The sequence below is a fragment of the Klebsiella michiganensis genome, from assembly GCA_000963575.1.
In the GTDB taxonomy this organism is placed as follows: domain Bacteria; phylum Pseudomonadota; class Gammaproteobacteria; order Enterobacterales; family Enterobacteriaceae; genus Cedecea; species Cedecea michiganensis_A.
In genome coordinates, this window is the sequence record CP011077.1 from 4,141,091 (window position 1) to 4,154,929 (window position 13,839).

Consider the following 13,839-nt stretch of genomic DNA (forward strand, 5'->3'; position numbering starts at 1 on the left):
TTTCTTATGGTGATGAAACGTTCGCTCCTCATGTTGATCGCCGTCATAACAGCACGTATTGCTAACTTTTAGCATCCCTCTGGCTTTCCCCCTGAAATCACATAAGGAAATGATAAATGGATGATTCTTCTGTTCCCGGGCAGCAAAGAGTTGGGCCCGCCGCCTGGATTAGCCTGCTGTTTGCGATGGTCTTTTTCTCTGGCCTGTTAGGCGGAAAAAACTGGTACGGGGTGTTTGACTTCACCACGCTAAACGGCGCCTTCGGCAAGGTTGTCAGCGGCGTTAACCCCGCCGGAGAATCGCTGGATGTCGCTAAAAGTGCCTTCCGCGGCAACGGTGGGTACGGCGCAATGGACGGCTTTCTCTTCGCGTTCGGCCTGATTCCTGCCGTAATGTTTGCGCTGGGCATGATTAACGTCCTCGAACACTACGGCGCACTGCGCGCAGCAAGAAAACTGCTGACGCCTATGCTGCGGCCCTTGCTCGGCGTTCCCGGAGCCACTGGCCTTGCGCTAATCGGCAGTCTGCAAAGTACCGACGTTGGCGCATCCCTCACTCGGGTGCTTGCTGATGAAGGCCAGATTACCGAAAAAGAAAAAACCGTGTTCACCATGTTCCAGTTTTCCGCCGGGGCCATGATCACCAACTTTTTCTCTTCCGGGGCGGTGCTCTTCACGCTGATCGCCGTTGACGGCAGCCAGGCCGTGCCAAGCTCCATCGGCATGTGCGTCGCCGTGATGTTCATTATGAAAATCGTGGGGGCAAACATGATGCGCCTGGTCCTGAACGTCACAGAGCGTAGAGCAAAAACAGAGGTGCAACATGGCTGATGCAGCAAAACCGATGATCACCGATGTCTTTGTTGCCGGGGCGCGCAAAGGCTGGACTATAGCCACAACCAGCACGCTGCCCAATGTGTTGATGGCATTCATTATTATCTATGCCCTTGAGCTCACGGGCGCACTACAGGGCATGGCGTGGCTGTTTGGCCCGGTAATGAAACTCTTTGGGCTGCCCGGAGAAGCCGCGGCGGTACTCATCGGCGGTTGGATGTCGATGGGCGGGGGCGTAGGCGTCGCCATCAGCCTGTTTGAAAGAGGGATCCTCAGCGGAGAGCATCTGGCTATTCTCGCGCCGGCCATCTATTTGATGGGCTCTCAGGTGCAGTACGCCGGGCGTATTCTCGGTGTTGTTGGCATTCCGGCGAAACGCATTCCACTGATGATAGCCCTTTCCGTGCTCAACGCATTTTGCGCCATGCTTATCATGCGCGTGCTTATTCTGGAGTAACCCATGGATCTGAAACAGTATCTTCAAGAGTTAAAAAGGGTCGTGAATATCGACTGCGGCACCGCAACCATTGCTGGCGTGGAAGAGGTCAGCCGTATCTTTCAGCAATGGTATCTGTCAGAAAACTGGCACTGCGACAGCGTTGATCTAGGAAACAAAGTGGGCCCAGGTTTGTTTGCCACGAATAAACCCAACGCCGGGCAGTATGACGTTTTACTCGTGGGGCATATGGATACCGTATTCCCACCGGGAACCGTCTCAGAGCGCCCTTTCAGCATCGAAGGCGATCGCGCCTATGGGCCTGGCGTGTCAGACATGAAAAGCGGATTGTTATCTATTCTTTGGGCCTTACGCAGCCTGGATAAAGCCGATCTTGAGCGGCTCGCTATCGCCGTCACCATGAACCCGGACGAAGAAACTGGCTCGGCCCATTCGCACGAATGGATAGGCAGCATAGCAAAACGTAGCCGCTGTGTGCTGGTGTGCGAAGCCGCCAGAGCCGACGGCTCTCTGGTGAAAGCCAGAAAAGGCATGGCCCGTTACCGCCTGGCTTTTAAAGGCGTAGCTGCCCATGCGGGTAACGATCCGGAAAAAGGCCGTTCTGCGGTTAAAGCGCTCGCTCACGCGGTGCTGGCAATCAGCGACCTGGCCGATATGACGAAGGGCACCACGCTGAACACCGGCGTAATTTCCGGCGGCGTCGGGGCGAATATAGTGGCGGATCATGCGGAGATGATTGTCGATCTCCGCTTCAATGATAATGATGAATATCTGCGGGTTAACGAGGCCATTCAGTCGTTCAGCCAGCGCCAGTTCGAGCCCGAGGTGTTAACCACCGTCGAACAGCAGGCGCAAACGCCCGCCATGGCGCCTTCTGCCGAAACGGAAAAACTGATGAAGCTGGTGGAAAAAGCCGGCGAGGCTGTCGACGTGGAAGTCCGCTGGCAGGCGGTGGGTGGTGGCTCGGACGCCAACCACACGGCGGCCCTTGGTGTACCTTCCCTGGACGGATTTGGCCCCGTAGGCGCCGGTTTCCATTCCCCTTCCGAATATCTGGAGCTGAGCAGTATCGAACCTCGGGTTCGCCTGCTGCGGGAAGTGATCCGCTCGCTGTAAAAAAAGGCCGGGGACTCCCGGCCTCCTCCCGTATTTTTAAGCCTCTATCGCCCTGCGCTCCCGGCGGCAAACCGGAGCGCGTTAATGAGATCCTGACGCAGGCTAGATCAGCAGCGGCAGGGTTGCGCTGGCGGTCTGCTGGCTGGCCTGTGCGTAATGGCTACCGTGGGTGATCAGCTCATTAACCAGTACTTCGACCAGCAGCATGGCGCCAACTTTAGCGTTTAGCGAACCGGCGCTCAGAGGCCCTTCAGGTTTGGCGGCGACGAGCAACAGGTCGGCTAAATCTGCCAGCGGGCTACGCAGCGTATTGCTCAAGAGAATGACCCGAGCGTGGCGTTTTTTGGCAATTTTCACCGCATGAAGCAGGTCTTTGGTTGAACCAGAGCTGGAAATAACGATGGCTAAATCCTGCTCCGCCAGCGTAGCGGCGTTCATCGCGGCCCGATGCATATCGCTAAACAGCTGGGCAGATTTCCCCAGGCGCAGCAATTTGTAATGCAGGTAATCCCCAATAATAGCGCTGGCGGCAACGCCGTAAATCTGTACGGATGATGCTTCATGTAATGCCAGACCCGCGTGCCTGAGCGCCTCGCGGTTTATCAATTTTCCGGTATCGATGAGGGCCTGGACGGACTCCTGTACCAGCTCATCAATGCTGTCCCCTTGTGAGACTGCCTGAGGCTGCCCCTGCTGAACATCAAGCGCCACCGCCATTTTAAATTCGGTATAGCCCTTGCAGCCCAGATTACGGCAAAGACGCGTCACGCTGGCCTCGCTGGTATCGCTTTCTTTTGCCAGCTCCGTGATGGTCAGGTACAGCACTTTTTGCGGCTGGGTCAGAATGAAATCCCCCAGCTTTTGCAGCGTCGGACTGTAGCCCGGCAGCCCCTGCCGCAGGTGCAGCAAAATATTCTCATTGTCCGTCATCAACACTCGTCCGCCTTACTGAATCAACTCTGCATAGTGTGGCGGAAAGCGGTCCAACAGCGCCAGCATATTCGATTATTTGTGATGGCGATCGGTATTCCGATAATAATTTTCAGATCACAAATTCAATTATGATAAAAATTTTCACCATAATAATTTGTCGAGAGGAAAATTTATGTCAGCGTTTAGCGGAGCCTCTTCCGGAGGCTGGTTTGAAAAAGCACAGCGGTTCGGTAAATCGTTCATGCTGCCCATTGCGGTGTTGCCCGCAGCCGGTTTGCTCCTGGGGATAGGCGGCGCACTGTCTAACCCTAATACGGTCAAGGCCTACCCGTTTCTTGATATTGCCTGGCTACAGGGCATTTTCACCATCATGGCCAGCGCAGGATCGATCGTGTTTGCAAACCTGGCGGTGCTGTTCGCCGTGGGGATAGCAGTAGGACTGGCAAAGGGAGACAAAGGCACTGCCGGACTGGCCGCTCTGCTGGCCTATCTGGTAATGAATGCCACCATTAATGCCCTGCTAACCCTGACAGGAACTCTTGCCTCATCGAATCCAGGCGCTGTCGGGCAGGGAATGGCTCTCGGTATTCAGACGCTGGAAACTGGCGTGTTCGGGGGTGTCGTTATCGGGCTAATTACGTCGGGGCTGCACAACCGCTATAACAAAATTGCGCTACCTCAGTTCCTCGGCTTCTTCGGCGGCTCACGATTTATCCCCATTATCAGTTCCCTGGCGGCGATTCTGGCGGGGGCGGTGATGATGATTGTCTGGCCGCATTTCCAAAAGCTTATCTTTGGTATGGGTGGCCTGGTAGATGCTACCGGCTATTTGGGTACCTTCATCTACGGGTTTGTGCTGCGTATGCTTGGCCCGTTCGGCCTGCACCATATTTTTTACCTGCCATTCTGGACCACGGCGCTGGGCGGGAGTGAAATGATTAATGGCCATCTGGTAGAAGGCACGCAGCGTATCTTCTTTGCCCAACTGGCCGACCCGAATACTCAACAGTTTTACATCGGGACTGCGCGCTTTATGTCAGGCCGGTTTATTACCATGATGTTTGGCCTGCTGGGCGCCTGTCTGGCGATGTACCACACGGCTAAACCAGAAAACCGCAAGCGGGTCGCGGGGCTGCTGCTTTCGGCGGCGCTGACGTCCTTCCTCACCGGTATCACCGAGCCGATTGAGTTTTCATTCCTGTTTATTGCTCCTGTGTTGTACGTCATCCATGCGGTGTTCGACGGCCTGGCCTTCATGATCGCGCATATTCTGCACATTACGATCGGCCAGACATTCTCAGGTGGTTTTATCGATTTCATCCTGTTCGGCGTGCTGCAGGGCGAGGCAAAAACGCACTGGCTGTATGTGCCAATGGTCGGTATTCCCTGGTTCTTCCTCTACTACTTCACCTTCCGCTTTGTTATCACCCGCTTCAATTTCAAAACGCCGGGCCGTGAAGATGGTGCGACGGAAGCTCTGGAAGTCAACGCCAGCGAGCGGTCACAGCAGATCATTACCGCGCTGGGGGGCAAAGAGAACATTGCTGAACTGGACTGTTGCGCGACCAGGCTTCGTGTGACCCTGAACAACGGAGACCTGGTCGATGAGGTCTTACTGAAACAAACGGGAGCACGCGCCGTTATTGTTCGCGGCAAGGGCGTCCAGGTGATTTACGGGCCCCACGTTACCATCATCAAAAATGAAGTAGAGGAGCTACTCGCCTTATGAAACCCTCCATGTTGTCGCAGGTGCAGGGGAAGCTTATCGTCTCCTGCCAGGCGTTGGAAAATGAACCCCTCCACAGCCCGTTTATTATGTCTCGTATGGCGTTAGCAGCCCTTCAGGGCGGCGCCGCGGCTATTCGTGCTAACAGCCTCATTGACGTACAAACGATTATAGAAACCATAGATTTACCGGTGATTGCCATCATCAAACGGGATTATCCAGGGAGTGATGTTTACATCACGCCAACCTTGAAAGAAGTTGATGAGCTTATGGCGGCAGAGCCGGCGATGATTGCTCTCGACGCCACCGGCCACCAGCGGCCGGGTGAGCACACATTGTCAGAGCTGGTGGCAGCGATTCGCCAGCGTTATCCGGATTTGCTCCTGATGGCGGATATTGCCACAGTTGAAGAAGCCCGACAGGCGGCGAAACTCGGTTTTGACTGCGTGGGGACGACCCTGCACGGCTATACGCCGGAAAGCAAAGGGCAAATTCTTGCGGCCGATAACTGCCGTTTCTTACGCGAGGTCGTGAGCGCCGTTGACGTGCCTGTTATCGCCGAAGGGAATGTAGACACGCCGGAAATGGCGGCACATTGCCTGGCTCTGGGGGCTTATGCAGTAGTGGTGGGTGGGGCGATTACTCGTCCACAGCAAATCACCCGCCGTTTTGTAGACGCCATTTCAGCTCTGGATTAGTCAACGAGGGTCGGTTCGGCGCTGGTGGGTTGAACCGGCCTGCTCTTAAAGCATAAGCTTTATCGCCGGTGATACGATAAGGGCTCGTGTGACGATGACCGGGGTAATGATGTAAGCCCAATTAACGCGTTATCCCAGGCCGCTGAAAGGTTTTCGTAAAGTAAAAAAAACCCGCCGAAGCGGGTTTTTCAAAGTTTAGAGCAGCAGTAAGAACTTACTGACCTTTAACTTCTTTCAGACCGTTGAACGGAGCTGGGGTGCCCTGTGCAGCCAGAGCTTCTTCGATACGAATCAGCTGGTTGTACTTAGCAACGCGGTCAGAACGGCTCATAGAACCAGTTTTGATCTGACCAGCAGCGGTGCCCACAGCCAGGTCAGCGATGGTCGCATCTTCGGTTTCGCCAGAACGGTGAGAGATAACCGCAGTGTAGCCAGCATCTTTAGCCATTTTGATCGCAGCCAGAGTTTCGGTCAGGGAACCGATCTGGTTGAATTTGATCAGGATGGAGTTAACGATACCTTTTTCGATACCTTCTTTCAGGATCTTGGTGTTGGTTACGAACAGATCGTCACCAACCAGCTGGATTTTGTCACCCAGGACTTTGGTCTGGTATGCGAAACCAGCCCAGTCAGATTCGTCCAGACCGTCTTCGATAGAAACGATTGGGTAATCTTTGGTCAGGTTTTCCAGGAAGTGAGTGAACTCTTCGGAGGTGAACGCTTTGTTGCCTTCGCCAGCCAGAACGTATTTGCCGTCTTTGTAGAACTCAGACGCTGCACAGTCCATTGCCAGGGTAACATCTTTGCCCAGCTCGTAGCCTGCTGCTTTAACCGCTTCAGCGATTACAGCCAGCGCTTCTGCGTTGGAACCCAGGTTAGGCGCGTAGCCACCTTCGTCACCTACAGCAGTGTTCATGCCTTTGGACTTCAGTACTTTTGCCAGGTTGTGGAACACTTCAGAACCGATACGCACCGCTTCTTTCAGGGTTTTCGCGCCAACAGGCTGAATCATGAATTCCTGAATATCAACGTTGTTGTCAGCGTGCTCGCCGCCGTTGATGATGTTCATCATTGGCAGAGGCATAGAGAATTTGCCTGGGGTGCCGTTCAGTTCAGCGATGTGAGCGTAAAGCGGCAGGCCTTTAGAGGCAGCAGCAGCTTTAGCAGCAGCCAGAGAAACAGCCAGAATGGCGTTTGCGCCAAACTTGGATTTGTTCTCGGTGCCATCCAGATCGATCATGATCTTATCGATGTTAGCCTGGTCTTTAGCATCTTTGCCAAGCACAGCTTCAGCGATCGGGCCGTTAACCGCAGCAACAGCTTTCAGTACGCCTTTACCCATGAAACGAGATTTGTCGCCATCGCGCAGTTCCAGAGCTTCGCGGGAACCGGTAGAAGCACCTGATGGTGCAGCCGCCAGACCAACGAAACCGCCTTCCAGGTGAACTTCGGCTTCAACAGTCGGGTTACCGCGGGAGTCGATGATTTCACGACCGATCACTTTCACAATTTTGGACATATAGGTTTTCCTCAAGTCACAACGTTAAACTAAAACTCCAGACAAACAACGCGCGATAATGTCGCGCGTTGCCGTTCTAACTCTGCTTACTTCGCCTGGCGTTTCTGGTACTCACCGGCGGCTTTCACGAAGCCTGCAAACAGTGGGTGCCCGTCACGCGGAGTCGAAGTGAATTCCGGGTGGAACTGGCAGGCAACAAACCATGGATGGTTTGGCACCTCGATGATTTCTACCAGTTGGTCATCACCGGAACGACCTGCAACACGTAAACCAGCTGCTTCAATCGGTTTCAACAGCATGTTGTTGACTTCATAGCGATGGCGATGGCGTTCAACGATTGTTGGCTCACCGTACATCTGACGAACCAGGCTGCCGTCGGTCAGTTGACACTGCTGGCCGCCGAGGCGCATAGTCCCGCCCAGATCGCTCTTCTCGCTGCGCACTTCAACGTTGCCTTCTTCATCGCGCCACTCGGTGATCAATGCCACCACAGGGTACTTACAGTCTGGCACAAATTCAGTGGAGTTGGCGTTATCCATGCCCGCCACGTTACGGGCGAACTCGATAAGGGCAACCTGCATACCCAGGCAAATACCGAGGTATGGGATGTTGTTTTCACGGGCATAGCGTGCGGTGGCAATCTTGCCCTCAACGCCACGATAGCCGAAGCCGCCAGGGATCAGAATCGCATCCAGACCTTTCAGCAGCTCAACGCCACGGGTTTCAACATCCTGTGAATCAATCAGCTTGATGTTCACGGTCAGACGGTTTTTCAGCCCGCCGTGTTTCAGCGCTTCAATCACCGACTTATAGGCATCCGGCAGTTCAATGTACTTACCGACCATACCGATGGTGATTTCGCCCGTTGGGTTGGCTTCTTCATAGATAACCTGTTCCCATTCTGCCAGATTGGCTTCCGGCGCGTTCAAGCTGAATCGTTTACAAATATAATCGTCCAGCCCCTGTGATTTCAACAGGCCTGGAATTTTATAGATAGAATCGACGTCTTTCAGAGAGATTACCGCTTTCTCCGGGACGTTACAGAACAATGCAATTTTTGCACGTTCGTTGGCCGGTACAACGCGGTCAGAACGGCAGATAAGCACGTCTGGCTGGATACCAATGGAGAGCAGTTCTTTTACGGAGTGCTGAGTCGGCTTGGTTTTCACTTCGCCGGCTGCGGCCATGTAAGGCACCAGCGTCAGATGCATGTAGAGGGTGTGCTCACGGCCCACTTCTACCGCCATCTGGCGAATCGCTTCAAGGAACGGCAGGGACTCGATGTCACCGACGGTGCCGCCGATTTCAACCAGCACTACGTCGTGGCCTTCGCCGCCTTCCAGAATACGTTCTTTAATGGCGTTGGTGATGTGCGGGATAACCTGCACGGTCGCGCCAAGATAGTCACCACGGCGCTCTTTACGCAGGACGTCAGAGTAGATACGGCCGGTGGTGAAGTTGTTACGGCGGCTCATCTTGTTACGGATAAAGCGTTCGTAGTGACCCAGATCCAGGTCGGTTTCAGCGCCGTCTTCGGTAACGAACACTTCCCCGTGTTGAATAGGGCTCATGGTACCCGGATCGACGTTGATGTACGGATCGAGTTTCATGATGGATACGTTGAGGCCACGGGCTTCAAGAATAGCTGCGAGGGAGGCTGCGGCAATGCCTTTACCCAGAGAGGAAACGACCCCGCCGGTCACAAAAATATAGTTCGTTGTCATGCTGAACCTGAGAAGTTAGGTTTAAAGACGATGGAATAACCAGGACGGGAAAGTAGTATACCCGAACAGCATGGGCGCCACAAACATTCATTCTGTTCCCCGGAAATCAACCCGGCACCACAGTCAGGCTAAGAAAATAGCCCTTCCGTGATAAATGTTTTTGACGCAAATCAATCGCTTGTTAAATAAAAAGCGCTAAAAAGTGCGGCTGGTAGCAAAAACGCTTTAGATATCAGTTTCCTGGCGTTTAACTTCTTGCCAGGCCTTTTCCATAATTTCCAGTCCAGCCTGCTCCATGGTCAGCCCCTGAGCGGCGATAATCGCCTCCACTTTTCGGAAACGAGCTTCGAATTTTCGGTTAGCTTTTTGTAACGCCACTTCCGCTTTGGTGCCCAAATGGCGAGCCAGATTGACGGTAGCGAACAATAAATCGCCCACTTCTTCTTCCAGTTTGGCCTCATCCACCACGGCCTGCTGGGCCTCAAACATCACCTCGTCGATCTCTTCGTGCACTTTATCCAGCACCGGGCCAAGCGTTTTCCAGTCAAAGCCGACGTTCGAGCAGCGCTTTTGGATTTTTTGCGCACGCATTAACGCAGGCAAGGCGTCGGGAATATCGTCCAGCGCCGAATGCTGAGCCTTCTGCGCGCGCTCTTCGATTTTAATTTTCTCCCATCTCGCCAGCACTTCACCGCTGGTTGCCGCGTCTCCGTCAGCAAAGATATGCGGGTGGCGGCGCTCGAGCTTGTCGCTGATACCCTGACAGATATCTTCAAAATTAAAGCGCCCTTCTTCCTGCCCCATCTGGGCGTAAAACACGACCTGGAACAGCAAGTCACCCAGTTCCCCACGCAGATCGTCAAAGTCTTCGCGATTAATGGCGTCGAGCACTTCATAGGTCTCTTCGAGAGTGTAAGGGGCGATAGTGGCAAAAGTTTGTTCGCGATCCCACGGGCAGCCGTTTTCAGGGTCACGCAGGCGTTGCATGATCCCGAGCAGGCGGTCGATTTGAGTCATTGTTATTCCTTGTTTTTTTACCCTCACCCTAGCCATCGCCCTACAAGGGAGAAGGCATTGGATCGAGTAGAATTGTTCGCCCTCAGCCTTTGGGAAGCACAACTGAATTGAATATGGTTGCTCTCCCTCTCCCCTTTGGGGAGAGGGTCGGGGTGAGGAGCCAATATCTTAGCCGTGCAGCCTGCGGGCATCGATAATGTCCGGCACCTGGTTGAGTTTGCCCAACACCCGCCCAAGCACCTGCAGGTTATAGATCTCGATGGTCATGTCGATGGTAGCCAGCTGCTGCTTCGTATCGCTGCGGCTGGCCACGCCAAGCACGTTGACCTTTTCGTTCGCCAGAATTGTTGTGATATCGCGCAGCAGGCCGCTGCGATCGTTCGCCGTGACGCGAACCACTAGCGAATAACCGCTGGAGTAGCTTTCCCCCCAGACAGCATCGACGATACGTTCCGGCGCGTGGGATTGCAGCTCGGCCAGCTGGTCACAGTCCGCTCGGTGAATCGAAATCCCACGTCCCTGCGTGATAAAGCCAACGATTTCATCCCCCGGTATCGGCTGGCAGCAGCGGGCGATGTGGTGCATCAGATTCCCTACGCCCTCAACGACTACGCGGCCGTTGTCTTTACTGCGCGACTGCGGCGGGGAGTAGGTTTTCTGCGTCAGTTGGCGCAGTGCGGCGGCATCCTGCTCTTCGGCGCTTGGCTTATTAAACTGCGCCTGCAGATAGTTACTCATCTGGTTGAGACGAATGTCCCCGCCGCCGATAGCCGCCAGCAGCTCTTCAATTTCATTGAAGTTGTAGCGCGGCAGTAGCGTTTTCTCAGCCTCTTTCAGGCTAATGCCCAGATGCTCTATTTCATCGTCCAGGATCTGGCGGCCGGCAAGAATGTTCTTGTCCCGGTCCTGCTTACGGAACCAGTTGTGGATCTTCGCGCGCCCGCGGCTGGTGGTGATATATCCCAGGTTTGGGTTCAACCAGTCGCGGCTCGGGTTCGGCTGCTTCTGGGTGATAACTTCTATCTGGTCGCCCATTTGCAGTTGATAGGTAAACGGCACAATACGCCCGCCGATCTTCGCCCCGATACAGCGGTGCCCGACATCGCTGTGAATGTGGTAGGCAAAGTCCAGCGGCGTTGAACCCGCCGGCAGGTCAACCACGTCCCCTTTCGGCGTAAACACATACACGCGGTCGTCAAAGACCTGGCTGCGTACTTCGTCGAGCATTTCGCCGGAGTCGGACATTTCTTCCTGCCAGGCGATAAGCTTGCGCAGCCACGCAATGCGGTCTTCATGGCCAGAACTACCGCTACGCGCATTGCCCTCTTTGTACTTCCAGTGCGCAGCCACGCCCAGTTCAGATTCTTCATGCATCTGTTTGGTGCGGATCTGAATCTCTATGGTTTTACCGTTCGGGCCAAGCACCACGGTGTGAATGGACTGATAGCCATTTGGTTTAGGGTTGGCCACGTAGTCGTCAAACTCATCCGGCAAATGGCGGAAGTGAGTATGCACTATCCCCAGCGCCGCGTAGCAGTCCTGCAGGCGCTCGGCAACAATACGCACCGCACGCACGTCAAACAGCTCATCAAACGCGAGGTGTTTTTTCTGCATTTTGCGCCAGATGCTATAGATATGTTTCGGGCGGCCATACACTTCGGCTTTCACGCCATCCTCTTTCATAGAGGCACGCAGCGTGGCGACAAAATCGTCGATGTAGTGTTCGCGATCGATCCGGCGCTCGTGCAGCAGTTTCGCGATACGCTTATATTCCGCCGGGTGTAAGTAGCGGAAGCAGTAATCTTCCAGCTCCCACTTGAGCTGGCCAATGCCGAGGCGGTTCGCCAGCGGCGCGTATATGTTGGTACATTCTTTGGCCGCCAGCACGCGCTCATCTTCCGGCGCGTCTTTCACTTCGCGCAGATGGGCGATACGTTCCGCAAGCTTAATGACCACGCAGCGGAAATCATCCACCATAGCCAGCAGCATACGGCGAACGTTATCCACCTGGTCGGAAGAAACAGAGTCGTTGTGGGTCGCTTTCAGGTGGCGAATCGCGTCCATGTCGCGCACGCCGTGAATCAGCGTAACCACCTGCTTACCGACGCTTTCCAGCATCACCTCTTCGCTGACCACGCCTGCATCCGCCAGCGGGAACAGCAGCGCCGCACGGAGCGTATCGTTGTCCATACTCAGCATCGAGAGTATTTCGACCATCTCCACGCCGCGCCACAGCAGTAATTCAGCGTCAGGATGTCCTTTGGTCTGGCGTTCACAATACGCCCAGGTTTCGGCTAAGCGTTCACACGACTGCTGGTTGGAAATCCCGAGGCTTGCAATCCATTTTTCGGGCGCAAATTCGCCAGCTTTGTTGAGATGTGCACTTCTTACCGCAACCATTATCCTCTCCTGTCGGGCTAACACTCAGGCCAATGTGCCTGATTAACCCTTTCAATTACGCTCAAAGAGCGCCATAGACTCCAGATGCCCGGTGTGGGGGAACATATCGAGCATTGCCAGTCGCTTAATGTGATACCCGGCGGCCAGTAACGCTTCACTGTCACGCGCAAGCGTGGTGGGGTTGCAGGAAACGTACACCACGCGGCTTGGGGCCAGTTTGATGACGTGCTGCATAACTCCCGCCGCACCGGCACGCGCCGGATCGAGCAATATTTTAGTAAATCCTTGTTGCGCCCACGGCTGACGCGTCACGTCGTCTTCCAGGTTTTCATGAAAGAATGTCACGTTTTTCAGCGAATTACGCTGAGCATTATATTCACCTTTCGCGACCAGCGCAGCTACGCCTTCAACGCCCACCACCGCCGCGGCTCGTTTTGCCAACGGCAGGGTAAAATTCCCCATTCCGCAGAACAAATCTAGCACCCGATCCTCTGGCTGCACCTCCAACCACTCGATCGCCCGCGCCACCATTTGCTGATTCACCGCGTCGTTGACCTGGATAAAATCACGCGGACTAAAGGTTAAGCGTAGCCCGTCTGAATGATACCAGGGCTCTTCCTCCGCCAACGATTCCAGGCTGTCGCTGTCCGGTGCAAGGTACAATGCCACCCCATGGGAATGCGAAAACTGTTCCAGTTTTTCCCGGTCATCCTTGCTGAGCGGTGCCAAATGACGCAGCACCATCAACGGCCCACCGTCGGCCAGAACCAGCTCAACGTGCCCCAGCCGGTTAACAATACTTAATTCAGACAAGCACTGGCGCAAAGGTTCCAGGCATGCTTCAAGCCGGGGCGCCAGCACGGGGCAACGATGAATATCCACCAGCGCTTTATCACTCGCCTTACGAAAGCCCATCTGTAAGGTCTGTGTGCGGGGCTGGTAATTCAACCCCAGCCGCGCGCGGCGGCGATATCCCCATGGGGCGGCAGAGATAATTTCATCCACCTGACGAGGATGTTCCCTTTCGCCCATCATGCGCCCAAGGGCTTTAGACTTCGCCGCTTGTTGCAGCGCCACGCTCGCGTGCTGCTGCTGGCAGCCGCCGCAAACGCCAAAATGCGGGCAGCCCGGCTTCACCCTCTCTGAGCTGTCGTTTAAACGGCGCTTTACCTCTGCCTGAGCGTAGCTACGCTTATCTTCGGTAATGCGAACCTCAACTTGTTCGCCGGGTAGCGCGCCGCGAATAAACAGCGCCTTGCCTTTATGACGCGCGACGCCCTGACCGAACGGATCAAGGTCGGTTACCGTCACGGTAAATAATTCACGATTCGTATCGCGTCGCTTTGCAGAGTAGAATTGCGCCATGATGTAAGTAGATGTGTTCTCAAATGTCACTGTTGCTTTTATTGTCCCATA

At 54.6% G+C, this 13,839-nt stretch carries 11 protein-coding genes; 5 read left to right on the forward strand and 6 right to left on the reverse strand.

Translation table 11 applies throughout. The features are described 5' to 3' along the window. Window positions 1–116: 116 nt before the first annotated feature. The 3 genes from VW41_19115 to VW41_19125 are packed head-to-tail and all read left to right on the forward strand — an operon-like array spanning window position 117 to window position 2,406. Window positions 117–830 carry a membrane protein gene (locus VW41_19115; protein AJZ90969.1) on the forward strand — a complete coding sequence of 238 codons (714 nt, stop codon included), beginning with the start codon at window positions 117–119 and terminating at the stop codon, window positions 828–830. Continuing rightward, a complete protein-coding gene (locus tag VW41_19120) occupies window positions 823–1,290 on the forward strand; it encodes a hypothetical protein (protein AJZ90970.1) in 468 nt (155 codons plus the stop codon). The genes VW41_19115 and VW41_19120 overlap by 8 nt, the downstream gene beginning before the upstream one ends. Before the next feature lie 3 nt (window positions 1,291–1,293). Continuing rightward, window positions 1,294–2,406, forward strand: a complete 1,113-nt coding sequence (locus tag VW41_19125; protein ID AJZ90971.1) for a peptidase M20 — start codon at window positions 1,294–1,296, stop codon at window positions 2,404–2,406. Window positions 2,407–2,508: 102 nt separating this feature from the next. Here the strand turns inward: VW41_19125 and VW41_19130 are convergent, their stop codons facing one another. Then, window positions 2,509–3,336, reverse strand: coding sequence for an RpiR family transcriptional regulator (locus tag VW41_19130; GenBank protein AJZ90972.1), 828 nt, complete (start codon window positions 3,334–3,336; stop codon window positions 2,509–2,511). Between the two features lie 175 nt (window positions 3,337–3,511). Between VW41_19130 and VW41_19135 the strand changes: the two genes are divergently transcribed. Beyond that, on the forward strand, window positions 3,512–5,068 hold the full coding sequence (locus tag VW41_19135; GenBank protein ID AJZ90973.1) for a PTS glucose transporter subunit IIB: 1,557 nt from the start codon (window positions 3,512–3,514) through the stop codon (window positions 5,066–5,068). Further along, on the forward strand, window positions 5,065–5,763 hold the full coding sequence (locus VW41_19140) for an N-acetylmannosamine-6-phosphate 2-epimerase (protein AJZ90974.1): 699 nt from the start codon (window positions 5,065–5,067) through the stop codon (window positions 5,761–5,763). The genes VW41_19135 and VW41_19140 overlap by 4 nt, the downstream gene beginning before the upstream one ends. Window positions 5,764–5,977: 214 nt before the next feature. Here the strand turns inward: VW41_19140 and eno are convergent, their stop codons facing one another. From eno to rumA, 5 genes are all read right to left on the reverse strand, one after another. Then, window positions 5,978–7,282, reverse strand: coding sequence for an enolase (eno, locus tag VW41_19145; GenBank protein AJZ90975.1), 1,305 nt, complete (start codon window positions 7,280–7,282; stop codon window positions 5,978–5,980). An 86-nt stretch (window positions 7,283–7,368) separates the two neighbouring features. Further along, window positions 7,369–9,006 carry a CTP synthetase gene (gene pyrG, locus VW41_19150; protein ID AJZ90976.1) on the reverse strand — a complete coding sequence of 546 codons (1,638 nt, stop codon included), beginning with the start codon at window positions 9,004–9,006 and terminating at the stop codon, window positions 7,369–7,371. A 225-nt stretch (window positions 9,007–9,231) separates the two neighbouring features. Further along, window positions 9,232–10,023: a nucleoside triphosphate hydrolase gene (gene mazG, locus VW41_19155; GenBank protein AJZ90977.1), complete on the reverse strand. Its 792-nt coding sequence runs from the start codon at window positions 10,021–10,023 to the stop codon at window positions 9,232–9,234. A gap of 168 nt (window positions 10,024–10,191) precedes the next feature. Beyond that, window positions 10,192–12,423: a (p)ppGpp synthetase gene (gene relA / locus VW41_19160; protein AJZ90978.1), complete on the reverse strand. Its 2,232-nt coding sequence runs from the start codon at window positions 12,421–12,423 to the stop codon at window positions 10,192–10,194. Window positions 12,424–12,474: 51 nt separating this feature from the next. Continuing rightward, the gene (gene rumA / locus VW41_19165) at window positions 12,475–13,788 is read right to left on the reverse strand and encodes a 23S rRNA methyltransferase (GenBank protein AJZ90979.1); all 1,314 of its coding nucleotides are present in this window, start codon (window positions 13,786–13,788) and stop codon (window positions 12,475–12,477) included. Window positions 13,789–13,839 lie beyond the last annotated feature (51 nt).